Raw genomic sequence first — 23,948 nt, forward strand, 5'->3', positions numbered from 1 at the left:
GGAATTCCTCCCTGCAGTTAGGACTGCGACCTACTTTTTGCGCCATCTATTGCCTGTTTCAAAAACATCTCGTAAGCTTTTTCCTGTTGTGCATAGATTTCATCTAGTGGAATACCAGGTGTCGTTACTGCGAAAATCGTACCGATTCCGATCGTGTAAATGAGCATATGCATGTGTAGCTGTTTGGCGGTTTCTATGCTAATATTCAAATCGGCGGCAATCCTTTGGGCTACTTGAGGATTCGTCTCCAACTGATACAGCTCTTCTAATGACGAAACATTCGCTCTTTTTTGTAAGACAAAAATTCTCAAAATTTGGGGTTCTTCTTTCGCCAATTGCAAATATGCGTGTCCGGTACTGCGAAACAGATCCTGGGTGTCACTATGGGCTTCTAAAAACTCTTGTAAAAATTGCCGTGCTCTCTGCTCTACTTCTGTCCGCAGTCCTTCCATATTGGTGCAATAACTATAAATGGGCTGGACTGAACAGCCTAACCTTTCCGCAATATTTTTTACAATCACTTGCTCCATACCGCCTTTTCGAGCAATCTCAAAAGCGGCATCAACCACCATTTCCTTTGTTATTCGTTGTTTTGGCATCCAAGTCCCTCCTTAAGCACAAGTCACATTATATAAACGATTTATATAACTCGATTATATTCTTTTGTTCCTGCGAAGTCAATCGGGTTCAAGACACTACTCCCTCACTCTTTCTATTGAATAAAGAACTGTCGGTTTCTCCCAAATCACCGTTCATAGGTTGTAAATCTTGCATTACTTCCCAGTGATTGCTGGCTCTTTTATCCGCACAAAAAAGGTACAGCCCACAGAAAAAGGCTGTACCGTTGATAATACGTATGGACTCTTTTGCACTCGAAGCTGCTAAACTTCTGGGGTGTCCTCTGGTGGTGCTTCGAGGATTGGTTCTTCCTCTTCATACAAGGAGGAAACCCGCGTATACCATTCAAACACATGGGTAATGATCACCTTGGCAGCCGCATAGACAGGAATCCCTAAAATGACCCCAACAAGACCAAACAATTTTCCTGAAGTCAAGAGGACTAACAGGATCGTGACAGGATGGATCGACAACTCATTTCCTAGAACTAATGGCGAAATCAAGCGTCCTTCAATGGTTTGCTCAATAACAAAGACGATCAGAACTTGGATCAGTAACACTGGTCCGCCGACGATTCCTAAAAAAACCGCAGGGATCATGGCCAAAAAGGAGCCTAAATAAGGGATCAAGTTTAGAAATCCCGCTGCAATCCCCAGTGTGATGGCATAATCTAAGCCAATAATACTAAAGCCGATCATAAACATCACTGCGACCGCAAACGCCACTGTCAGCTGTCCCCGAATATAGGAGGATACCTGGTCATTCATTTCTTTTAAAACGATCAGTGACGGCTGGCGCATTTTGGTTGGTAAAAATTTGACAAAATAAGGGGCTAGTTTGCGGCCATCTTTCAGTAGGTAGAACAAAATAAACGGCATGGTAATGACCGCTAAAACGATCGTCGCAACGGCTCCGAAGAAACTACCTAGATTTTGAATCGTACTGCGGGAAAGATTTTGGACGATATCCGTCAGAGAAGAAATCAACTTCTCATTGGAAGCTTCGATCTGATCTTGGACTTGCGAGAAGATTGGATCAGACAAGATTTCATTCACCTTATTCTCAATAATCGTCAAATACCCCGGCAGATTATCCGCAAAACTCATGGATTGCTCTTGGATCTTAGGAATGATGACCACCACCCCCCAGACAATCAGACCAACCACCAAAACAAAAAGACCAAAAATACTGTAAATTCGTTTGATTCCTTTGCGCTCCAAATAGTCAACAGTGGGATTCATCAAGTAATACAAGATCCCCGCCAAAATGATTGGCAATCCGACGATGGCTAAAAATTGCCAGACAGGCTCAAACAAATATGAAACTTTCGTGAAGAGCAGCAAAATTAAGAGAATCAATAAAATGACCAGCAAGCTGGTCACTGCTTGATTGTTTAAAAACCATTTCCAAAACCAGGAATGCGGCTTTTTCTGCGTTTCTTTCATGACATTCTTTGCCTCCTAGTTGTACGTCACTTGCATGCCGACTTCTAGGTTCGGCAAAACAGTTGGCGTTAAATAAATCGCACTTGAAAGCGGTTCTTCATCCGGCACTTCGTCAAAGACAAAGGTCACATGCTGGATCGTTTGCAGGATTTGGTTAGCCACCGTTCCTACATATTGGACTTGATAGGTCTGATCACCAAAAGTAATCTGATCCTCTTTCTTTACGACTAACGCTTGCGAATCAGGAATCGTTTGGATGACTGAATATTCTCGCAATGTATCGGTCGCTTCTTCCCCAAAGAAGATGATCATTCTTTCTTGCGAATCGATCGCCTGTGGACCGATTTCTTTGATCGTCCCTTTTTTCATATGACAAACTCCCCTTTCTATCTTCTCGTTTATTATAACATAAAGAGTTTTTCTGCCCGCCCAAATCCGCATTCTATGGTAGAATTAAAGAGGAATGAAACTATTAGGAGGTTTTTTTATGTTGCAAACGATTTATTTAGGTACGTACACTCGTCGCGAAAGTAAGGGGATCTATTCGATCGCTTTAGATACGGAAAAAGGAACACTGACCGATTTGACCTTATGTGCGGAAGAAAAAAGTCCGACTTATCTTGTCCGCAGTAAAAAAGAAGCAGTTTACAGCGTCACAGAAGTAGCTGGCAACGGCGGCGCCGCTGCTTATACCCCAGACTTTACCTTGCTGAATACCGCAACGGAAGAAGGCGCACCCCTTTGCTATGTAGCAGTTGATGAAAACCGTCAGCTTTTATATGGTGCCAACTACCACAAAGGTGAAGTGAATGTTTATAAAATTCTAGAAGATGGCAGCATCGAAGCAACGGACAGCATCTACCATGATGAACCCGTCGGCTCTCATGAAAACCAAGACAAACCTCATGTCCATTATACTGACTTAACACCAGACCAACGTTTAGCAGTTTGTGACCTTGGAACGGACCGGGTCTATACTTATGATATTTCAGAAGATGGCAAACTGACAGAAGTAGCTGTCTATGTGGCAGAAGACGGAACTGGTCCTCGTCACTTAGTCTTCCATCCAAATAACCAATACGCTTACTTAGTGGGCGAATTAGACAGCTCATTGACTGTTTTACGCTACAATCAAGCAGATGGCAGTTTTGAGAAAATCCAAAAGGTGCCAACGATCCCTGCGGACTTTACGGATTTCAACAGTGGCGCTGCGGTACGGATCTCGAACGATGGACGTTTTGTTTACAGCTCAAATCGCGGCCATAATTCAATCGCTGTTTTTGAAGTAACCGATGAAGGCGCTGGCCTGGCTTTTGTTCAATCAATCTCAACAGAAGGCGACTTCCCTCGCGATTTCGATTTGGACCCGACAAACGATTATCTGGTTTGTGCCAACCAAAATTCTGATAACCTAACGTTATACAAACGCGATGAAGCCACTGGCAAATTGACTGTCTTAGAAAAAGACATCTACGCACCAGAATGTGTCTGCGTCTTATTCAAAAAATAAAGTTTTGGAGGATTCCCCCATGTTTGATAAAACACCAAAGGAACTCGTGCTCAAAGATTTTTCTAATATCTACAATAAATGTCAATCAACCTTTGAACTAGTGACGAGCCGCAAATACAATGAATCATTGGTCCTATTAACGACTGCGGAAACGTATGCGATCGCTGAAAAAGCCTATATTCGCTGCGATACTGCCAAAGAGCTGCAAACAGCGGAAGTCATTGCTTTCTTTGATGCTTTTGAGATCTATTATTTTGAATTAAAACAAGTCCTTTTTCATGATGACGATGATTTTGTTTCTTTAAAAAATCGTTTAGAAAAAATGAAAGACACTTACGAAGCATTGACAGCCTCATTTCATTTGTTATGATGAAATCAAATCAAAAGTGAAAAAGGTGACGTTATGAACCAAGAACAAGTGTTGGATCGTTTACGAGAAGAATTGGCCATGCCATTTTTCGAAGCAAAACTAGAAGACAAAGACTATTCCGAAGAAGACTATCAACAAGTCAAAGCGGATTTGGTAAAATACTTTGATGACTATGTACGTAATGTAGAAAATTAAGAAACAGCCTGCGATGATTCATTCATCGCAGGCTGTTTTGCTATTATAACGTCACTAGAAAGTTTTGATTCGTCGTAGCTTCGATCTGAGGATGCTGTTTCAAATAGTCAGCAATCAGTTCCGTCATATCGACTTGAATCTCACGAACGATTTTTTCGGCAGAAAACATGGCGTAGTTGCCACCGCCCACGGCACGGTATTGGTTGATGACGATCTCTAATTCCTGGTCCATCGCAATGGCTTTTTCTTCAAAGTCCAAACGGGTGATTCGTTGACCAACGGGTTGACTAAGATCGATCGTATACTCGATGCCTTCATACATATCGTAGTTATAATATTGCGGTTTTGGTTCAATAAAAGCAGGATTGAAAACGATCTGACCGTCAACAACGGCTAAATAATCCGCCGTTTGTTCTAAAGCAGCTTTTAATTCGGCACCTGTTATTTTGACTACAGCTAATGTATTTGGGTAAATATAATTGGTGATCACATCCCGCATCGTGATGGTTGCGCCAAAGCCTTTGCCTTCATTGTTGAAAAGAGCAGTGCCAGAAATTTTAGCACCGCTGGCAGCCATCTGAACACGATTGATGAATTCAATATAAGGATGCTCTTTCAAGCGTGCCCCCATCGGATCGTTGATTCGCATGTCCCCACTGACTTTGCCTAACGGCTGATCTAGCCATGTTTGTAACTCTTCTTCGATGGGTGCTAACAAAGCCAACGTCTCTTGATCTGGGACAGCATCCGCAACAGGGATCAACGCAGCCGTACTGTTTGTGACATGAACCCCTGTCTGATTTTTTTCAACCGTCAATTCGATGGCGCCGATAAAGCTTCCACGATAACCGGGCTGCACAACAGGGACACCATTGATTTTTGTGGCGATCTCACGATGTTGGTGTCCTGTGAAGAAGGCATCGATTCCTGAAACTTCCTGCAGTAATTGATAGCCCTCATTTTCGCCAGTCAATAATTCGGTCGGTTCCCCAGTGACTAAATCACGCTCGAAGCCGCCATGGTAGCTGATGACAACGATATCGGCTTGTTCTCGTAAGTAAGGTACATAGTTTTTCGCCGTCTCAACAATACTGACAAATTGCATCCCGCGAATCGTCGCAGGTTGTTCCCAATGAGGAATATAGGGCGTCACCATTCCTAAAATCGCGATCTTTACCCCTTCTTTTTCAATGATGGTGTAAGCTTGCCCAAAGAATGGTTCCCCCGCTTCATTTAAAATATTGGCTGCAAGTACCGGCGTTTGGTAGCTGGCGATCGCTTCTTGCAAATAAGGCAGACCGTAGTTGAACTCATGATTGCCTAAGACATGAACATCAACGTCTAGGTGGTTGACGACAGCGGTCAATGCGGCAACGGAGTGCTGGCTTTTGGCAATGTAATAGCTTAAGGGCGATCCTTGGATAAAGTCGCCATTTTCGATCGTTACGACCGATCCGGTGGCTGCTTGGCGCAGTTCTTTCATTTTGGTGGCAACTTTTGCCACGCCGAATCCTTGTTCCGTGTCATCGGCAAAATTGGTTGGATAGACATAGCCATGCATATCGCTCGTTTCTAAAAACGTGATTTTCATTCAAAAGACTCCTTTTCCCCTCAATACACCAAAAGGGCATGCGCATAAGTCGAAAACCCTCGAAAGCCAGCAAATTCTGCTTCCTTGCGTCTTCAAACCTTATGATACAAACCCTTTGGTGTTTCATCTCAGGTGTTTCCCTGATTATACCCTATTTTGACGAAGAAATTCAGAATTATTGGTTCCAAGCATCTTCTAATTGTGGTTTTGCGTTTTCAATCAATTGATCGACATCTTGATCTGTATTAGACAAAATGTTTTCCATGATTGAACGCATTTCATTGTAAGCAGGATCAGCATTTTCAATCACTGGGATCGAGAACAATTCTTTGGTTGCATCTTCTAATTTGGCAGCCACTTTTGTTTCAGGATTGTTTTTGTATTCATCGCTTTCCAAAACAGATTCAACAACTGGCATGTAGCCGGTATCGATTGCCCATGTTTTTTGCGCTTCTGGAGAAGTCAAGAATTTCATGTATTCAAAAGCAGCAGTACGTTGCTCTGGTGTTGCGCTGTTGAACATGTACAAGTCAGTTCCTTGTTGCAAGTTGATTGGTTCTGGACGAGCTGCTACGTCATATTCAAATTTGCCTTCGGTATCTTTTTTAACAAAACCTTCCCCTGCGATTGAGCCGACATACATTGCGACTTGCTCGTTGGCAAATGGTCCAGACAAGTATTGATCAGAACCAGCGATTCGGAAGTAGCCCTCTTTGACACCATCCAGGTAGTAGTTGATGACTTCTTTTGATTCATCGCTGTCTAGTTGCAAGTCTTTGTCAAAATCAACACCTTGGTTTTTCATTGCGATGGCGTAGTAGTTGTTTAATGAGTCAAAACCAGCACCTACTACTTCACCGTTTGATTTTTCATAGATTTCTTGAGAAGCTTCTTTTAATTCTTCAAGGTTTGTCGGTACGTCAATACCATACTCGTCTAACATGTCTGCATTGTAGAACAGCATTTCTGTTGATTTGTTGAAAGGAATCCCGTATTGCACGCCGTCGATCTGCGCGCCTTCTAAAAGGGCACTGCGGATTTCTTCTTGGTCACCCCAACCGATAGTATCATCGTTGATGTATTCGCCAAGGTCAACCAACATGTCATCTTGGGCAGCATTCCATAACCAACCAGGATATGCTTGGGTGATAGTTGGTAGATCTTTTGGTGAAGGCAAGGTTGAATTCACCTTTGCTTGTAGATCAGAGTAGCTGGATTGGTTTTGCAATTCGATCTTGATGTTTGGATTTTCGTCCATGAATTGCTCCGTCAATTTCGTCAATGATTCTTCTTGCGCACCATTCATTGCATGCCAAAAGGTGACAGTCGTATCTTCGCTTAGTTCTGTAACGATTTCATCACTTTCGGTAGAACCAGATGAATCGTTGTTGTTTCCACAAGCCCCTAATACCAATGTCGCGGCTGCAGCTGCTGCAAATGCAAGTTTCTTTGTTTTCATTTTTTCCTCTCCTCTATCACTCTAAAATAATTTTTTCACCGCGTTGCGGCAATATTCCTTCACCGTACGGATTCACCAGATTTTCTGGTTTCAGCGTATGGATTGGAACCAATCGTTGGGGCTCGATCCAGGCAATGATCTGATCTAAATCAGCTGGTTTTGCATGTCCCGAGTTTGGCAAACGGACAAATTCGATCTCCAGTGCTGCCAGTTGATCCAAAAAGACTTGATAAGCTGGATCAAAATCGCCTAACGGCTGCGCATCACTGTGAATATACAATCCACCTGTTTGCAAGTTTTCAAAATGCGCGACTGCTTGCCAAAGGTACTGGCTCGTGTCGGCACATAATGCCTGATAAGAAATGGCGAAGGCTGGATCGAGAGTCGCTGGTACTTGATCATCGATCGTATAGAACGGTACATCTTTATTGAAAATTTCTTTCAACAAAGCAGCTTGCGTCGCCTCTAAAACAACCGTCCGCGGCGCGGCTTCAACAAGCGCCATAAAGCGCTCAACATTGGCTGGATAGCCATTGAAGGTAATTTGTCGTTGGGGATTTTCTTTGACCAAACGCACGAAGGTCTCAATCAATTCTGTTTCACTTTCCACCGTGATCGCTTTGGGGTCCGGTTCTCTTTCTGGGAAGCTGATGCTGACCCCTTCCATCATCAATAGATCCGTGTGTTTGGCTAATTGACAGAATTCTTTGGTACGCTCTGGATGATAGCCATGCAAACGCAAATCACCGGTATAAGCGATAAAATGATCCGGCGTGCGAATTAACAAGGCCGCCGCACCGTACGCATCATGATCGACTGGAATGATCTCGACTTCGATTTCCCCGATCCGAATCACATCATGGGGTTCTAAGCCGATCAATTCACGGACAAAGCTTTTTTCCTCATGAGGAACGGGCAGCAAGAAGTCCCCTTTTTGATTCAACACTTCGAGGATCGCTTTGGTTTCCTTCAAGGTGTACATAGGAATATTTGGGTCTAAAAAGTTGATCATCTTGGAATGATCCAGATGGGCGTGGGAAAGAAAAACTGCTGTTTCTTGGTATTCTTTCGTTTCGCTTCCTTGGTACGTGTAGTCTAAGCGTGGATCGTAGACATTTTTCAGTTCTGGTATCCAGCGATGCGCAACTAACGTTTGTAATTCTTCATCTGGTAAGGGTGTTTCTGGATGATACTCCGAACCGAAATCAAAAAAGATATGGGCATCTTTGTACGCAACTTCGATGACGGTTCCTCCAATCGTTAAAATTCCGCTATGGAAGGTGATCGTTGTTTTATCCTTTGATGCCATCTTTAGCCACTCCTTTGATAATTTCTTTTCTAAAGATCAAGTAAATGATCAGAATTGGAATGACGGTCAAGGTCGCTGCCGCCATTTGTAAATGAACGTCACTGCCGCTTTCTGTGGTAAAGGCAGCCAATCCATTATTTAAGAGACGGTATTTTTTCTCATTCGTCACTAACAACGGCCATAAGAAAGAATTCCAGCTAGAGATGAACGTCAGAATCCCGACTGTCACCAAGGCTGGTTTAGACATGGGGATCAAAATTCGGCGGATATAAGCTAGGTCGCTGGCACCGTCAATTTTGGCTGCCTTATAAAAGGTATTAGAAATACTTTGTAAATAACCGTTTAAATAATAGATGTAAAAAATACTGGTCAGAAACGGAATGATCAAGGCACTATACGTATTTAATAAGCCCATTCGAGCAATCGTATTGTAATTGGTAAAGATGATGGATTCATAAGGAACCATCAGTAAGGAGATCATCAAACCAATCACGAGACGCTTGTATTTGAATTCAAGACTCGTTAATGCAAAAGCAGCTAAAATTGCCGTGATCAGCGTCGCTATGGTAGTGACCGCTGAAACAAAGACCGTATTGAAGAAGTAGCGTAAAAACGGTGCTCGGGTAAAGACTTCCCCGTAGTTGCTCCATTGGAAGGACTCTGGCATGATCGTCGGTGGAATACTGGTTGCTTCACTGTAGGTCATTAGACCAGCTAAAATCATATAGACAAAGGGAAACAGCGTGATCACTGCTAAAATTGCTAAAAACAGCATCGAAACAATCGTGACAATTTTTTTCATTCGTTTATTCGCCCACTTTCTTCAAAAGTTTATTTTGGATAAAGGTGACGAGCAAAATAATGATAAACAAGATCACGGTTGCCGCCATTGCAATCCCCGGACGTCCGGCGATATGGAATTTGTCGTAGATATAAAAGACTGCTGTCGTGGCACTACGAGCGATCCCTGGCTGGCCGCCAAACAAAGCATATACTTGGGTATAAACTTTAAAGGCACTGATCAGATTGACCGTCAACAAGAAAGCAAAGGTCGGGATCAACTGCGGAAAGGTGATTTTCCGAAAAATTTCGCCATCGGTAGCGCCAAACATTTTTGCGATTTTATAATGTTCTTTGTCGATGTTGCGCATTCCTGCCAACAAGATAATAATGTTGAAGGCGAGGCTCGTCCAAACGCCGAAGATGATCAAGGTCGTCATACTCATGTTGACGTTATCTAGCCAGTTGACTGGCGCAATGCCGACAAGACCTAGCAGATAATTAATGATCCCGTAAGAGCCATTGAAAAAGTAACGAAACACGATCCCGATCGCAATCGTACTTGTGACATAGGGCATAAAGAAGATCGTTTCAAAAAAACTTTTGTATTTGACTTTTTCAAAAATGATCCAAGCAATCGCTAATGAGAGAATCAGCGAGATCGGCACGACCGCAAAAGCAAACAGTGCTGTGTTTTGCAGTGCTCGAAAGAATACGGGGTCCGTTAAAACCCTTTGATAGTTCTCAAGCCCAGCATACTGTTGGTTAATCAAGGTTCCTTTTTGGAAACTCATGATGAAAGAACGAAACAGCGGATACACACTGAATAAGAAAATAATGACCAATGAAGGCAGTAAAAACAGCCACGCCTTTGGTTGATTCTCAGGGTTATAATTTTTTTTGAACATTAGTAGACCCGCTCTCCTTTTTCATCAAAGATAAAGGCTTTTTTGTAATGAAAATCAAATGACACTTGCGCGCCTTCTTCAATGATCTCTTCAATACTAACGATCGATTTCATATGTTTTGCAGCCAGATCAAAGTTCAAGATTCGTTCTCGTCCGATCAGCTCCACACTCTTGATTTCTGTTTGGAACAACCCCGTTTGTAAGGTGGTCAGCACATCTTCTGGACGAATACCTAACGTATATTGGCCGTCTGTCAATGGTTTCTTGAAGCGAATGTCGGTAAAGCGGTCAACTGGGATCGTGAATGCTGGATGGATCATTTGTCCCTCTTTGACTTCTACTGGCAAGATGTTGATGATTGGATTACCAATGAATTTCGCTACGAAAAGATTGTTTGGTTCTAAGTAAAGGTTTTGCGGATCATCATTTTGTTGAATGATCCCTTCATTCATCAAAATAATCTTATCACTGATAGAAAGAGCTTCTTCTTGGTCATGAGTCACGAAGATCGTAGTGATTCCTACTTCTTTGACTAACCGACGAATTTCTTCACGGATCTTCAAGCGCAAACGGGCATCTAAGTTACTCAATGGTTCATCCAGCAGTAACACTTCTGGACTTTGCACCAAAGCACGAGTAATGGCGACCCGTTGCTGTTGTCCACCGGAAAGGGTTCCTGGTTTTTTCTGACTTAATTCTTCAATATTGGTCAGCTTCATGAACTTTTCAGCAATTTTCTGTGCTTCGTTTTTCTTGATTTTTTTCTCTCCGACTGTCAAGGGAAACATGACATTTTCTAACACAGTCATATGGGGATAAAGGGCATAGTTCTGAAAAACAAACCCGATATTGCGGTCTTTCGGCTCCGTCTTAACAACGGAAGTACCATTAAAGCGGATATCACCATCGGTGGGACTTAACAACCCCGCGATCAAATTCAATATCGTCGATTTCCCGCAACCACTAGGTCCCAACAAACAAACCAAATCGCCTTTTTCTATTGTAAAATCTACTGCTTTCAAGGCTTCGAACTTATTATCAAAAACCTTCTTCAACCCGACTACTTCTATCAAAACTGCCCCTCCATTTTCTCTTTTTCCTCCGAATAGTTGACTGGCATTTCAAGTCACAAAAAAAACGAACTCTTGATGTTTCGGTCAAACGCTCAAAGAAATTCGATTTTAATCATAACAAACGAATGTTTTTATTCGATACTATTATTGTAAATGTTTTGTAAAAACCAATGGGAATTATGAAAGAATTTTTAATTAATTTACCAAACAATGAGAAAACGATGAGTGATTCAAAGGGAATTCTACCCGCTAATCCCGAACGTTTCGTCATTTTTCGAAAATTTTCATGAAAAAATGAATGAATTTTATCAAATATACATACCTGTGTATAATAACACTATTTTTACACAGCTTTTTTATCAAAAGCACCCTTATTAAATACTTACTAAAATCGTCAGTATCTCTCCGATTAAAATAACAAAAAAGGACGGTTTCCCCAAAGAAAACAATCGTCCTTTTTCCCCTTCAGTTATTCGACTTCATCGATCGTCAACGTCAGCAATTTCGTTGAGACTTGCTCAAGAAAATAACGGTCGTGTTCAATGATCAGCATAGAAGGCTCCACCAAATGGATTACTTCCTCTAATTGCTTCTGATTGAAGACATCCAAATAATTCAGAGGTTCATCCCAGATAAACAATTCTGCTGGTGTTGCTAATGATTTGGCTAGTTCCACGCGTTTACGCTGCCCCATGCTCATTTGCTGGATCGGCGTTTGAAAAACAGCTCTTTCCAAGCCAAGTTTTTTCAAATTATTTAGCAGATCTTGATAATTCAAGCCATGTTCTTGGGCAAACTCTGTCAGCATCCCACAGTTGTCCTCGTAGTTTTGTCGAACATAACTGATGGTGATCCCATGGGCTGTTTTGATCTTCCCTGTCTGCTGTCCTTCGAAAGTACCTAAAATACTCGCAATCAAACTGGACTTGCCAGATCCGTTGGCCCCTTGAATCCCCAAGCGCTCTTTTTGACGGATCGCAAACGTCAGCGGTTTAAACAAAGGCTTCTCATAGCCGAGCTGAAAATGCTCTGCTTCCAGCAACACGTCATGATGGCTAACAAGCGGGGTCATTTTCAGAGGATCGATCCACTCAATATCTTTTAACAACGCAGACTTGTCTTGAATTTGATCTTCCATCCGTTTAACGATCGCTTTCGAGCGCTTCATGGTCCGTGCCGCTCGGGCACCGATCGCCCCCGTATCATAGATTGCCCCACTGCCTTTTTTGGTCGGCGACCCTAATTTGTCCCGTTCGCGTCCTCGGGACCACTCCGCTTTCTCGGCTGCCGTCTGCTTCAAACGACCGATTTCTTTTTTCAACTTGCTGTTTTGTTCTTGCTCATAGGCATCTTTTTGCTGCTTTTGCAGTTCATAAACTGAATAATTCCCTTTGTACAACACCAAGCGGCTTTTTTCGATCGCCAATACATGATCGACGACTTCATCGACAAACTGTCGATCATGGCTCACAACGATAAACCCGGTTTTTTGCTGCAAATAGCGGGCAACATGTTGGCGAGCAGTCACATCCAAATGGTTGGTTGGCTCATCGATCAAAGCAAAATTCTCTTCATCAACGAACAAACGCGCCAATAGAACTTTCGTTTGCTCGCCGCCAGATAAAGTGGCAAAGGGCCGCCAAAGAACTTCTGGATCAAGTTGCAGCAGGTTCAATTCTCGTTCCAAACGCCACTGCTCAAATTCACCGGATTCTTGTAAAACAAAAAGCGTCAGTTGCTGTTCGTCAGCGACTGTTAAGGGAAAATAAACGAATTGCTGCTCATGGGTAATCGAGCCGCTATAAGGCAATTCATTGAGCAGCAAACGCAGCAAGGTCGTTTTGCCGCGACCATTTCTACCAATCAACCCTAATTTCCATTGTGTATCAAGGTTCAAGTTGGCATCCTCAAAAAGCAACCGTTCCTGGCTATCAAAGCCAAAAGTTAAATGATTAATACTGATATTCGACATAAATATACCTCGTCTCTATTCACGGAATAGAGTAGACCTAAAGCTATTTTCAGAATCAGTTTTTAGAGGTACACAAAAAGATCCTCCATTGAAAAAGTCAACCAATCCTGAAAATCTGCAGACTATCCCCTTGGAGGAACAGTTTCATGCAGCTTTCAACAAATTGGTTAATTTTTCAATGGAGGATCCCTCATTTCGTTTAATAGTGCCCTAAGTATAGCATTCATCGACAAAAAAGCGCAAGCTTGCTATTCCTTGCTATTTCAACTTTATATTTTGTTCACAAACTATCCCCGCTTTTGATGGAAATATTTCATTAAAAAACAAAAAAAAAACCATCAGGTTGGTTAGTCCTGATGGCAAAAGGAGTAAAATGAAAAATAAAAAGGTTGTTGGTTGTGAATTCATTATACCTCCGATAAAAAAATTTTACATGTGAAAAACATAACAGTTAAATTAAATAACTCTTGTTTAACTTGAATGTTTATCATTTTTTTAACAATAAAGCGGTCATCCGTTGGATAGCAAAAGAAATTTCGTCCGTTGCTTCATCTTGCTTAGCTTCAGCTGAATCAAAGGCTTCTTGGTCGATTTTGTTATCCAGACTCAAAATCATCTCATCACAGCCGGCAACATATTTCATATACGCTCGCTCGAATTTTTTATGGATCCCCATCACATTCGCTGGTGGACGCAATTTGCTGATTTTTTCCAGCATCAAGCGGTATTTGTCCGTGCCTTCTTTAAAAATTCTGGTAATCTCAGCTAGCCGCTCAGGTGTTACCTCTGCTTCTTTCTTCTCGTCGATCGCTTTGCGGATCTCTTCATAATTGGGATTCATTTTCTCCCCGATCGCTTCTGTTTCTTTGACAAGATCGTTGATTGTTTGTACATAAAAACCTAAGTTTGGTCGCACAGTGGGTCCCCTACTTTCTTTGTTATTATCTTCTATTTTACCGTTTCTTGCTGCAAATGAAAAGGTCAAGAAACAGCCATAGGGTTTATCGAAAATAAGCCAGCAAAAAAAGGCCTGCTGCCCATGGAGAAGGACAGCAGACCATTCGTTGTTTTTCTGTTTATTTTTGGCTTATTTGCGTCCCATTGCTCGTTGGATCGCTTTGACGATCTCAACGACTGGAATGATCGCAAAGGAGGCGCCTAAAACGATGCCCCATTGATACAAGTCAAGGTGTGCGACACGGAAGATATCATTCAATCCTGGCACAATGAAGATCACTAGCATCAATGCAAAGGAAAGTAGGATCGCCCAGTTGAAGGCTTTGTTTCTAAATGCTCCTACTTTAAAGAGCGACTGATGGATCGATTTGACGTTGAAGGCATGGAACAATTGCATCAATCCTAACGTGGCAAAGGCCATCGTTAAGGCATCGGCATGGATCGCATCGTACGTATTGTGAACGGGCCATTGGATCGCTGACCAATAAACGAACAGCACGGTTGCTGCTTCTAAGATCCCTTGGTAGATGATACTGCTCATCACACCACCGGAGAAGAAGTTGGAACTGCGTCCCCGCGGTGCATGTTTCATTAGATCTTTTTCAGCAGGCTCCATTCCTAAGGCAATTGCTGGGAAGGTATCGGTTACTAGGTTGATCCAAAGCAAGTGGATCGGCAATAGCGAGTCCCAACCCCACAAGGTTGCTAAGAACAAGGTCAAAACTTCCCCTAGGTTAGCGGCTAGCAAGTATTGAATCGCTTTTTGAATATTGGAGAAGACTTTACGTCCTTCTTCCACCGCTACGACGATCGTAGCAAAGTTGTCATCGGCTAAGACCATATCGGAAGCACCTTTAGAAACTTCGGTACCTGTGATCCCCATGCCAACACCAATATCGGCTTGCTTCAGTGATGGTGCATCGTTGACCCCATCACCGGTCATGGCAACGACTTTGCCTTCTTGCTGCCAAGCTTTGACGATGCGGACTTTATGTTCCGGCGATACCCGCGCATAGACTGAGTAGTGGGCTACCTTTTGGGCAAACTCTTCTTCGCTCATTTTATTGAGTTCAGCGCCGGTCAAGACAGCATCATCATCGCTCGGTTTGATGATCCCTAAACGTCCCGCAATGGCTTCAGCTGTATCCCGGTGGTCTCCGGTGATCATGATGGGACGAATCCCAGCTTCTTTGGCTAAACGTACCGCATCGGCTGCTTCTGCCCGTTCTGGGTCAATCATTCCGACTAAGCCAGCAAAGACCAAATCATTTTCGACGATTTCTGATTCTAAGTTTTCTGGCACTTGATCTACGTATTTGTAGGCCATTCCCAATACCCGCAGCGCTTGTTTTGCCATATCGGTATTGTTGAATAAGATTTTTTCTTTTTCTTCATTCGTCATTGGTAGCTCTTGGCCATCCAATAGTACTTTTGAGGTTCTGCCTAGTAAGACATCCGGTGCACCTTTGACAGCAACTAAATAGCGGCCGTCTTCTTGTTGGTGGATCGTACTCATAAGTTTTCGGTCAGAATCAAAGGGCAGATCCGCTACCCGTGGTTCTTGATTGACGAGATCCCGCACATGGAATCCTTGATCCATCCCGAATTGCACCAATGCGGTCTCGGTCGGATCACCGATCAAGTTGCCTTCTTCACCAAATTTTGTATCATTGGCAAAGTTCATGACTTTTAATGCCATGTTGTCTAACGGAATATCTTCTGAAGCAGCATGTTGTTTGTTATTGACATACAATTTTTCCACGGTCATTTGATTCAACGTCAAAGTACCAGTTTTATCAGAAGCGATAATATCCGTTGCCCCAAGGGTTTCAACCGCTGGTAATTTACGGATCACTGCATTTCGTTTCGCCATTACTTGCGTACCTAAGGCTAAGATGATCGTTACGATCGCTGGCAGCCCTTCTGGGATCGCCGCTACTGCTAATGAGATCGAAGTCAATAGCATGTCGACCCATGACGTATTGTTAAAGATCGTTCCAACAAAGAACATGATCACTGCAATGATAATGATGGCGATCGTCAGGAATTTTCCTAGTTCATTTAAGTTACGTTTCAATGGTGTTTCGGTTTCTTGGGCGCTAGCTAGCATGCCAGCGATTTTCCCAACTTCGGTTCCCATTCCTGTATTGACCACGACCCCTTTTCCGCGGCCATAGGTCACATTACTGTTTGAATAGGCCATATTGACGCGATCGCCGATCCCGACATCCGTCCCTTCGATGACAGTCAATTCTTTTTCGACTGGTACGGATTCACCGGTCAAAGCGGCTTCTTCAATTTTTAACGAACTTGCTTCTAAGAGGCGTAAATCTGCCGGTACGACATCGCCAGCTTCTAATAGGACAATATCCCCCGGAACCAATTCATCGCTCTTGATGGTGACGGTATGACCATTACGCAGTACATTGGCATTTGGTGTGGACATTTCTCTTAGTGCTTCGATGGCCTGCTCTGCCTTTGCCTCTTGAACAACACCCATGATCGCGTTGATAATGACAACTGCTAAAATAATAATTGAGTCCACGACTTCATGGGAAACGACTGCTGAGATAATTGCCGCCGCTAGCAAAACGATGATCATCAAATCTTTAAATTGCTCAAAGAATTTTTGTGCCATCGATTTCTTTTTGCCTTCTTCTAATTCGTTGGGACCATACTCAGATAAGCGTTTTTGCGCTTCATCGTTCGTTAATCCATTGGCATCTGTTTGCATTTCTTCCAGAACATGCTGCGCTTCTTGCGCATAAAACGCCTGCGATAGCTGCTCCTTTTTGTTTTCTTCTGACATGTTTCTCCTCCTTTTATACTTACTCTTCCTTTATTGTACATGATATGAAAAAAAATAGACTTATGTATGCACTGTCTAAGCATACATAAGTCTCACTGTTTAAGACAGCACCAGAAATTTCTTTCAGGATGGTGATACTGCCGCAGATAAAATCCGCCAATTACTCCCTCATGTTCATATCAATAACCTACATTATACAAAAACTTTTCGGGTCTGGCAATTTTATTTTCGCTGAAATTCAACAAAGAATTTCTCTTAAAAATCAAGCGATGACCGAGCCGTTTGGCATGCCTTTTGGCGCTTCCACGATTTGCAGACGACCATCATTGTCTTCTGCAGAAAGGATCATTCCTTGGCTGACTTGCCCCCGCATTTTCCGTGGTTTCAAGTTGGCAACGATCACGACTTTTTTGCCGATCAAATCTTGTGGTTCTGGATAAAATTCAGCAATCCCCGATAAAATTTGACGATCTTGATCATCTCCCGCAGCTAAGCGGAATTGTAGCAGCTTGTCGGCCCCTTTGACTTTTTGACAATCAACGACTTCTGCCACTTTTAATTCGATCTTGTCGAAGTCTTCGTATTTGATCTCGGCTTTGTCTGATTGCAATGTGGTTTCTTCTGGATTCCATTTGACTGTTTCTTCTGGACTTTGTGTCCCTTCAGCCATTTTCTTTTGGATGTAGGCTACTTCTGTTTCAAGTTCCAACCGAGGGAAAATCGGTGTGCCTTTGGCAACGACTTTCGTGCCACTTGGAAATTCACCAAAGCGTAAATCTTTCAGATCCATGGCAACAGAAGCCAGTCCTAATTGTTGGAAAATGTTGGCTGGTGTTTCTGTCATCACCGGTTGCAATAAGATCGCAACGATGCGTAAGCTTTCCGCCAAATGAACCATCACACTGTTTAATTCCGCGCGCTTTTCTTCTTCTTTGGCTAACACCCATGGTTGGGTTTCGTCAATGTATTTGTTGGCACGGGAAATCAATGTCCAAACTTCTGACAATGCCGTACTGAATTCCATTTTATCCATGGCTTCATGGTAACGACCAACCACATTGGCCGCAGTCGTTGACAGCTCGCTATCAAAAGGCGTTACTTTTGAGGCATAATCGGGCACTAAGCCATCACAATATTTATTGATCATGGCGATCGTCCGATTCAGCAGGTTGCCTAAGTCGTTGGCTAGATCGTAGTTCAAACGAGAAACGAAATCTTCTGGTGTAAACACACCATCGCTACCAAAAGGAACCGCCCGTAATAGATAGTAACGCAACGCATCTAAGCTGTAGCGCTCCACTAACATTTCTGGATAAACGACATTGCCTTTTGATTTCGACATCTTGCCGTCTTTCATCATCAACCAGCCATGACCAAAGATTTTTTTCGGTAAGGGCAAGTCTAAGGCCATCAGCATGATTGGCCAATAGATCGTATGGAAACGCACGATTTCTTTCCCAACCATATGCACGTCAGCTGGCCAGTATTTTTGGAACAAGGAATCGTCCTCTGAGCCATAGCCTAATGCCGTAATATAGTTAGATAACGCATCGATCCAAACATACACCACGTGTTCAGGACTAGCCGTGACAGGAATGCCCCATTTAAAGGTCGTTCTGGAAACAGCCAGGTCTTCTAAACCTGGTTTGATGAAGTTATTCAGCATTTCATTTTTGCGTGATTCTGGTTGAATGAACTCTGGATGTTCATCATAGTATTGAACCAAACGATCGGCGTATTTGCTCATGCGGAAGAAATAAGAAGATTCCTTCACCAATTCTACCTCATGACCGCTTGGCGCTTTGCCGCCGATGACTTTGCCCTCTTCATCTCGGTAAACTTCTGCTAATTGCGTTTCAGTAAAGTATTCTTCATCAGAAACAGAATACCAGCCTTCATATTCACCAAGATAGATATCGCCTTGATCAAGCAATTGCTGGAAGATTTTTTGAACGGCTGTTTTATGGTAGTCATCCGTTGTACGGATAAATTTGTCATAACTGATGTCTAGTGTGTTCCATAATTTCTTGACGTCAGCTGCCATTTTGTCGACGTATTCTTGCGGATCTACGCCAAGTTCTTCTGCTTTTTTCTCGATTTTTTGACCGTGCTCATCGACACCCGTTAAATAAAAGACATCAAAGCCCATCAATCGTTTGTATCGTGCTACCGCATCACAAGCGATCGTCGTGTAAGAATTCCCGATATGCAGCTTGCCGCTTGGATAATAAATTGGCGTCGTAATATAGAATGTTTCTTTTTCAGCCATGGACGCAAGTCCTCCTTTTCACTAGTAAAGTGTATACTTAGGTAGTATACAGTTCGCAACCCAAAAATGCTATAAATTTAATCAAAAAAGCGGACATAATAAGACCTTTCTTCATGCTCTAAAAGAAGCAAAGGAATCGTTTTCGTCCTTAAAACGCAGCAAATAAACCAGCAGATTTGAGTATTTCTTTTCTACTAGTTATCATAGCGCAGATAGCCGTTCACTTCAATGTTCTAGGGGAAGAATCTGATCCTGACAACGAATCTCATAAGAAATAAAGGTGTTTTATCTCTCTTTGATTAACAGGTACTTCTTTTGCTATAATGAGGAAGACTTCTCTTATAGAAAGGAACGCTATGACTCGAAAAAACAAACAGCATTTTTTGCTTTTAACCGCGCTTTCTGTGGGGCACTTGCTCTTTTCAACCACAGGTTACCCCTTTTTGTTTGCTTACTTCAACAGCCATGATTACGCGGCGCTTTTTGCGACAGCGCTGGCAATCCTACGGGTAGCTTTTCTGCTATGGATCGCTCTTTGGGGCTATTTAGCACTCAAAGAACACCCTCGGTCTTCTTGGCTTTATCTCGCACTGTTTTTCATTAATTTGATCGTTCCTTATTTTTTCCGTTAAGGAAAACCATCGCGCTCAGTTACTTACTTTATCTAAGGCAGGAGAAACCAATGAAAGAATTTACCTCAAAATCAGCTGAAAAACACTACTATGAGAAAGAAGCTTCTGAAGCAGACTTTCTTACGTGGTATCAGGCACAAGATCAGCCGAAATACGAGAAACCCTCCGTAACCGTCGATATGGTGTTGATGTGTTACAACAAAGAAGAAGAACAACTCAAAATTGCGCTGATCCAAAGAAAAGGCCATCCCTTCCGCAATTCTTGGGCATTGCCGGGGGGCTTCGTCAATCCGAATGAATCGACAGGCCAAAGTGTGATCCGTGAAACCCAAGAAGAGATCGGGGTCACTATCTCCAAACAAAACATCGAACAGCTGCACACCTTCAGCACCCCTGGTCGTGATCCGCGTGGGTGGGTAATCACCGTCAGCTATTTGGCATTTATTGGTGAAGAGCCCTTAAGTGCTGGGGACGATGCGAATCAGGTACGCTGGTTTTCTCTGGAAAGAAAAGCCAATCAAATCTATTTGACCAGCGGTGAGATCGAGATCATTCTTGACCTGGTGACTGGTGCCTCTGTTGGAAAAGATACGCTGGCTTTTGACCACAGCGCGATCATTCTCAAAGCCTTCAAACGGGTTGCCAACAAGATGGAACACGAGCCGCAAGTGCTTCTTGTATTAGGCAAAGATTTTACGATCACGGAAGCCCGCAAAGTATTCGCCAAGTTTTTGGGGATCGATTTCAAAATGATCGATCATTCCAACTTTAAAAAATCCATGCTTCAATATTTTACGGAGGTCGGCGAAAAGCCCGTTGGCATCGGGCGTCCCTCAAAGATCTATCGCTTAAATGACGCATTTTTAGGTGATAAAATGTAAAAAAATACAACCCCCTGCTAAACTGTAGTTTGGCAGGGGGTTGCTGGTTAATCATAATTAGTGAACGTGGTTCCTAGAAACAAAAATCATAAAGATTTTTTCTATACCCTAGGCGATCCCTGGCGTTCCTTCCAGTTCAAGCAGATCAGCTGCTCATTTCGCCTGAGAGCCGCTCTAGCTTCTGTTGGTCCTGCGTGTCCAACGTGACAAAACGCAGTTCTTTGCCGTACCACTGCGCTTTGTACTGGATTTTGCGAACAAACTGATGCCAATCGCTGATGCTGTAATGACCGGCTTTTAGAACCGTTTCTTCAGCAATTTGTTCCAAATAGATTGTATCGTACTGTTTTACGAGATGATAACTGACTTGATCGATGAATTCCCGCTTTTGACAGCAGTGAAAACGATAGAGGCGAGCGACTTTTCCTTTTAGCTTCTGATAATTCCGTGCCTGAGTCAAAAGGATTTTTTTCCGTTTGACCGCCGTAGCTTTCACCTGAAGTTTGCGTTCTGCTCGTGTCAGCTTCTGTTTTGTTTGGATCGCATGCTCACAAGTGACCGGTACCGATTGGTTGGCTTTGATCAGCTGCTGCGGATCATAAACAACCGCGATAGACGCTTGCTGTTTCGGGAGTGGTGTGATCTCTTCCAAACAAAGAATCGAGATATAAAACTCTTCATTGTTTTCGCTGAGATCGTTGCCGATTTGATTTTCCCTTTGATCTCCCGATGCTTTTTTACTGGAACCAGTGTTTTGAGCTTTGGCAGCTTGATTTGATCCTCTTCAAAGTAAATGGTGTGCTGCTGATTATTCGTAGTATACGATTGCCAAATACTTTTTTTGGTTTTCATTTTTGGAAAGCCAGCCCGCTTTTGAAAGTAATTTCGAAACGCTCGGTCCAGATTCCTTTGTGCATTCGCCAATGCCAAACTATCGGTCTCCTTCAAAAAAGGATACTCCTTTTTTAGTTTGGCTGGCGTCAACCCTTGCTTTGCTTCATTGTTGGCCAGCTCCTCCATCTTCGCCTCCAGCAGTTGATTGTACGTAAACCGAACACAGCCGAAGGTTTCGATGAAAAACTGTTTTTGCTGTCCATTAGGATAGATCCGAAATTTGTATGCTTTTAAAACACCCAGTTTCATCTCCTCCTAACACTCCCTATACCTTTGACGCTAGTTCCCCTTTTTTTGTGCTAACTTTTCTTGGTAGATCTTGGCTTCTTGTTTCGTGGCATAAACGAAATGTCCTGGTGCGATCTCTTCCATTGCTCGTTCTTGGTTATCGTTTGGTTCGCTGACGTATTTGATCCGTTTGCGTTGACGCTCATGGTCAGGATCTGGCAGCGGAATCGCTGATAAAAGACTTTCAGTATACGGATGGACCCCGTAATGATAGATTTCATCACTGGTTCCTACTTCTAGCAGTTTGCCGTTGTGCATCACGCCGATCCGATCGCTGATGTGTTTGACCATCGATAAATCATGGGCGATAAACAAGTACGTCAATTTATGTTCTTCTTGCAGATCTTGCAGCAAGTTGACAACTTGGGCTTGGATCGAAACATCCAATGCCGAGATCGGTTCATCACAAATGATGAATTTTGGATCGACGGCTAATGCTCGGGCGATTCCGATCCGCTGACGTTGTCCCCCTGAAAATTCATGAGGATAACGGGTCCCATGACTTGGGTTTAGTCCGACGGTTCGCAAGAGTTCATCCACCCGATCATTGCGTTCTTTTTCATTTTTAGCTAATCCGTTGATATCGATCCCTTCGGCAATAATGTCGCGAACTTTCATCCGTGGATTCAAGGAGGCATAAGGATCTTGGAAGACCATTTGAACTTCCCGGCGAAAATCAGCCAGCGGTTTCTTGCCTTTGATTTTCATAACATCTTGTCCATCAAAAAGAACTTCGCCTCCGGTAGGATTATTCAAACGAATCACCGTCCGTCCAGTGGTCGATTTTCCGCTTCCGGATTCACCTACTAGACCAAAGGTTTCTCCTTCATAGATTTGGAAGGAGATATCATCGACGGCTTTGACTTCGTCTTTGCGGCCAACGTTAAAATATTGTTTGAGATTCTTTACTTCAAGTAAAACTTTTTCCAACCGTTTCTCCTCCTTTAGACAGATGCCTGAGTATTTTTTTCTTGGAATTTTTTCCAGCGAATCAAGATCTCATCCGGCGGAGTTACCTTCGGTGCTTGCGGCGCTAACAGCCACGTTGCTGCTTTGTGGGTCGGTGAAACATCAAAGAACGGCGGTTGCTGTTCTGCATCGATCTGCAAAGCAAATTCGTTTCGTGGATAAAAAGCGTCCCCGGTTGGCGGGTCCAACAGATCCGGCGGTGAACCAGGAATCGCGTACAAACGATCGCCTGTCCCTTCTAACGTTGGCATCGAACCCAACAAGCCCCAGGTGTATGGATGTTGCGGGTTGTAGAAGATTTCTTCTGCGGTGCCCACTTCGACGATTTTCCCACCATACATCACGGCTACTCGGTCAGCCACATTGGCAACGACACCCAAGTCATGGGTGATAAAGACGATGGACGAATTGATTTTCTTCTGAATATCTTTTAATAACTCTAAGATCTGTGCTTGGATCGTTACATCCAATGCAGTCGTCGGTTCATCTGCAATTAAGATCTGTGGGTAACAGATCAGCGCGATCGCAATAACGATCCGCTGCCGCTGACCACCCGAAAATTGATGCGGATAATTTTTCAAGCGTTTCTCAGCATTCGGGATGCCGACAAGGTTCAGTAATTCCAACGCTTGTCGCAAGCCCTCTTTTTTACTGATTTTGTTGTGCTTCATCAATGACTCTGCCACTTGCTTGCCAATCGGCATCGTTGGGTCTAGTGAAGTCATTGGATCTTGGAAAATCATGGCGATTTCCTTGCCACGGATTTTTTGCAGTTCTTTTTCGGATTTTTTCAAAATGTCCGTCCCATTGAAGAGGATCTGGCCATTATCGACATTGGCATTGCTGGCTAATAACCCCATGATACTGCGGGTTGTCACGGACTTGCCGCTCCCGGATTCGCCCACGATCGCCAAGGTTTCTCCTTTGTATAGATCGAAACTGACATCGCGGATCGCTTGGACTTTCCCAGCAAAGGTGTCAAAAGAAATTTCTAAGTTTTTCACTTCTAAGACTTTTTC

The 23,948-nt window shown here is 43.1% G+C and carries 20 protein-coding genes and 1 pseudogene; 5 read left to right on the forward strand and 16 right to left on the reverse strand.

Annotated features, from left to right (window positions below; all coding sequences use genetic code 11):
• Window positions 1-17: 17 nt before the first annotated feature.
• The 3 genes from CXM95_RS15325 to CXM95_RS15335 form a co-directional block, all read right to left on the reverse strand.
• Window positions 18-599 (reverse strand): TetR/AcrR family transcriptional regulator, encoded by a 582-nt coding sequence (locus CXM95_RS15325; RefSeq protein WP_086372380.1) that lies wholly within the window; start codon window positions 597-599, stop codon window positions 18-20.
• A 282-nt stretch (window positions 600-881) separates the two neighbouring features.
• Window positions 882-2,063 (reverse strand): AI-2E family transporter, encoded by a 1,182-nt coding sequence (locus CXM95_RS15330; protein ID WP_005233743.1) that lies wholly within the window; start codon window positions 2,061-2,063, stop codon window positions 882-884.
• A 15-nt stretch (window positions 2,064-2,078) separates the two neighbouring features.
• Window positions 2,079-2,432, reverse strand: coding sequence for a PTS glucitol/sorbitol transporter subunit IIA (locus CXM95_RS15335; RefSeq protein WP_034872148.1), 354 nt, complete (start codon window positions 2,430-2,432; stop codon window positions 2,079-2,081).
• Window positions 2,433-2,550: 118 nt separating this feature from the next.
• Between CXM95_RS15335 and CXM95_RS15340 the strand changes: the two genes are divergently transcribed.
• From CXM95_RS15340 to CXM95_RS18890, 3 genes are read left to right on the forward strand one after another with little or no spacing between them, the layout of a single operon-like run.
• Entirely contained in the window at window positions 2,551-3,573 is a 1,023-nt protein-coding gene (locus tag CXM95_RS15340; protein ID WP_034872149.1) for a lactonase family protein, read from the forward strand.
• A gap of 19 nt (window positions 3,574-3,592) precedes the next feature.
• The gene (locus tag CXM95_RS15345) at window positions 3,593-3,943 is read left to right on the forward strand and encodes a hypothetical protein (RefSeq protein ID WP_005233740.1); all 351 of its coding nucleotides are present in this window, start codon (window positions 3,593-3,595) and stop codon (window positions 3,941-3,943) included.
• A 33-nt stretch (window positions 3,944-3,976) separates the two neighbouring features.
• A complete protein-coding gene (locus tag CXM95_RS18890) occupies window positions 3,977-4,138 on the forward strand; it encodes a hypothetical protein (protein WP_005233739.1) in 162 nt (53 codons plus the stop codon).
• Window positions 4,139-4,181: 43 nt separating this feature from the next.
• Here CXM95_RS18890 and CXM95_RS15350 read toward each other — a convergent pair whose 3' ends face one another.
• The 10 genes from CXM95_RS15350 to metG form a co-directional block, all read right to left on the reverse strand.
• A complete protein-coding gene (locus tag CXM95_RS15350) occupies window positions 4,182-5,729 on the reverse strand; it encodes a bifunctional metallophosphatase/5'-nucleotidase (RefSeq protein WP_016612915.1) in 1,548 nt (515 codons plus the stop codon).
• Between the two features lie 175 nt (window positions 5,730-5,904).
• On the reverse strand, window positions 5,905-7,188 hold the full coding sequence (locus CXM95_RS15355) for an ABC transporter substrate-binding protein (RefSeq protein ID WP_016612916.1): 1,284 nt from the start codon (window positions 7,186-7,188) through the stop codon (window positions 5,905-5,907).
• A 16-nt stretch (window positions 7,189-7,204) separates the two neighbouring features.
• Complete coding sequence (locus CXM95_RS15360; protein ID WP_101699361.1) at window positions 7,205-8,497, reverse strand: MBL fold metallo-hydrolase; 1,293 nt, start codon at window positions 8,495-8,497, stop codon at window positions 7,205-7,207.
• The gene (locus CXM95_RS15365; protein ID WP_005228015.1) at window positions 8,481-9,299 is read right to left on the reverse strand and encodes a carbohydrate ABC transporter permease; all 819 of its coding nucleotides are present in this window, start codon (window positions 9,297-9,299) and stop codon (window positions 8,481-8,483) included. The genes CXM95_RS15360 and CXM95_RS15365 overlap by 17 nt, the downstream gene beginning before the upstream one ends.
• A gap of 4 nt (window positions 9,300-9,303) precedes the next feature.
• A complete protein-coding gene (locus CXM95_RS15370) occupies window positions 9,304-10,185 on the reverse strand; it encodes a carbohydrate ABC transporter permease (RefSeq protein ID WP_008379450.1) in 882 nt (293 codons plus the stop codon).
• On the reverse strand, window positions 10,185-11,258 hold the full coding sequence (locus CXM95_RS15375; RefSeq protein WP_005233711.1) for an ABC transporter ATP-binding protein: 1,074 nt from the start codon (window positions 11,256-11,258) through the stop codon (window positions 10,185-10,187). Before CXM95_RS15375 ends, CXM95_RS15370 begins: the two co-directional genes overlap by 1 nt.
• 469 nt (window positions 11,259-11,727) lie before the next feature.
• Window positions 11,728-13,230, reverse strand: a complete 1,503-nt coding sequence (abc-f, locus tag CXM95_RS15380; protein ID WP_101699362.1) for a ribosomal protection-like ABC-F family protein — start codon at window positions 13,228-13,230, stop codon at window positions 11,728-11,730.
• 487 nt (window positions 13,231-13,717) lie between these two features.
• Window positions 13,718-14,146, reverse strand: coding sequence for a hypothetical protein (locus CXM95_RS15385; protein WP_034872150.1), 429 nt, complete (start codon window positions 14,144-14,146; stop codon window positions 13,718-13,720).
• Between the two features lie 171 nt (window positions 14,147-14,317).
• The gene (locus tag CXM95_RS15390) at window positions 14,318-16,996 is read right to left on the reverse strand and encodes a cation-translocating P-type ATPase (protein ID WP_016612920.1); all 2,679 of its coding nucleotides are present in this window, start codon (window positions 16,994-16,996) and stop codon (window positions 14,318-14,320) included.
• Window positions 16,997-17,258: 262 nt separating this feature from the next.
• Window positions 17,259-19,265 carry a methionine--tRNA ligase gene (gene metG / locus CXM95_RS15395; protein WP_005233704.1) on the reverse strand — a complete coding sequence of 669 codons (2,007 nt, stop codon included), beginning with the start codon at window positions 19,263-19,265 and terminating at the stop codon, window positions 17,259-17,261.
• Window positions 19,266-19,621: 356 nt separating this feature from the next.
• Between metG and CXM95_RS15400 the strand changes: the two genes are divergently transcribed.
• Both CXM95_RS15400 and CXM95_RS15405 read left to right on the forward strand, forming a co-directional pair.
• Entirely contained in the window at window positions 19,622-19,897 is a 276-nt protein-coding gene (locus CXM95_RS15400; RefSeq protein ID WP_034872151.1) for a hypothetical protein, read from the forward strand.
• Between the two features lie 50 nt (window positions 19,898-19,947).
• Window positions 19,948-20,778 (forward strand): NUDIX domain-containing protein, encoded by an 831-nt coding sequence (locus tag CXM95_RS15405; RefSeq protein WP_005233702.1) that lies wholly within the window; start codon window positions 19,948-19,950, stop codon window positions 20,776-20,778.
• 145 nt (window positions 20,779-20,923) lie between these two features.
• Here the strand turns inward: CXM95_RS15405 and CXM95_RS15410 are convergent.
• From CXM95_RS15410 to CXM95_RS15420, 3 genes and pseudogenes are all read right to left on the reverse strand, one after another.
• A pseudogene (locus tag CXM95_RS15410) lies at window positions 20,924-21,921 on the reverse strand (RNA-guided endonuclease TnpB family protein).
• Between the two features lie 30 nt (window positions 21,922-21,951).
• Window positions 21,952-22,890 carry an ABC transporter ATP-binding protein gene (locus CXM95_RS15415; protein WP_005233685.1) on the reverse strand — a complete coding sequence of 313 codons (939 nt, stop codon included), beginning with the start codon at window positions 22,888-22,890 and terminating at the stop codon, window positions 21,952-21,954.
• 14 nt (window positions 22,891-22,904) lie between these two features.
• Window positions 22,905-23,933 (reverse strand): ABC transporter ATP-binding protein, encoded by a 1,029-nt coding sequence (locus tag CXM95_RS15420; RefSeq protein WP_101699363.1) that lies wholly within the window; start codon window positions 23,931-23,933, stop codon window positions 22,905-22,907.
• Window positions 23,934-23,948: the final 15 nt, after the last annotated feature.

The organism is Enterococcus sp. CR-Ec1 (genome assembly GCF_002850555.1).
Lineage (GTDB): Bacteria > Bacillota > Bacilli > Lactobacillales > Enterococcaceae > Enterococcus_D > Enterococcus_D entomosocium.

Bases quoted from the DNA above. Each gene is read 5' to 3' on its own strand.
- CXM95_RS15325 (WP_086372380.1), bottom strand. From the start codon at position 599: ATGCCAAAACAACGAATAACAAAGGAAATGGTGGTTGATGCCGCTTTT.
- CXM95_RS15330 (WP_005233743.1), bottom strand. From the start codon at position 2,063: ATGAAAGAAACGCAGAAAAAGCCGCATTCCTGGTTTTGGAAATGGTTT.
- CXM95_RS15335 (WP_034872148.1), bottom strand. From the start codon at position 2,432: ATGAAAAAAGGGACGATCAAAGAAATCGGTCCACAGGCGATCGATTCG.
- CXM95_RS15340 (WP_034872149.1), top strand. From the start codon at position 2,551: ATGTTGCAAACGATTTATTTAGGTACGTACACTCGTCGCGAAAGTAAG.
- CXM95_RS15345 (WP_005233740.1), top strand. From the start codon at position 3,593: ATGTTTGATAAAACACCAAAGGAACTCGTGCTCAAAGATTTTTCTAAT.
- CXM95_RS18890 (WP_005233739.1), top strand. From the start codon at position 3,977: ATGAACCAAGAACAAGTGTTGGATCGTTTACGAGAAGAATTGGCCATG.
- CXM95_RS15350 (WP_016612915.1), bottom strand. From the start codon at position 5,729: ATGAAAATCACGTTTTTAGAAACGAGCGATATGCATGGCTATGTCTAT.
- CXM95_RS15355 (WP_016612916.1), bottom strand. From the start codon at position 7,188: ATGAAAACAAAGAAACTTGCATTTGCAGCAGCTGCAGCCGCGACATTG.
- CXM95_RS15360 (WP_101699361.1), bottom strand. From the start codon at position 8,497: ATGGCATCAAAGGATAAAACAACGATCACCTTCCATAGCGGAATTTTA.
- CXM95_RS15365 (WP_005228015.1), bottom strand. From the start codon at position 9,299: ATGAAAAAAATTGTCACGATTGTTTCGATGCTGTTTTTAGCAATTTTA.
- CXM95_RS15370 (WP_008379450.1), bottom strand. From the start codon at position 10,185: ATGTTCAAAAAAAATTATAACCCTGAGAATCAACCAAAGGCGTGGCTG.
- abc-f (WP_101699362.1), bottom strand. From the start codon at position 13,230: ATGTCGAATATCAGTATTAATCATTTAACTTTTGGCTTTGATAGCCAG.
- CXM95_RS15390 (WP_016612920.1), bottom strand. From the start codon at position 16,996: ATGTCAGAAGAAAACAAAAAGGAGCAGCTATCGCAGGCGTTTTATGCG.
- metG (WP_005233704.1), bottom strand. From the start codon at position 19,265: ATGGCTGAAAAAGAAACATTCTATATTACGACGCCAATTTATTATCCA.
- CXM95_RS15400 (WP_034872151.1), top strand. From the start codon at position 19,622: ATGACTCGAAAAAACAAACAGCATTTTTTGCTTTTAACCGCGCTTTCT.
- CXM95_RS15405 (WP_005233702.1), top strand. From the start codon at position 19,948: ATGAAAGAATTTACCTCAAAATCAGCTGAAAAACACTACTATGAGAAA.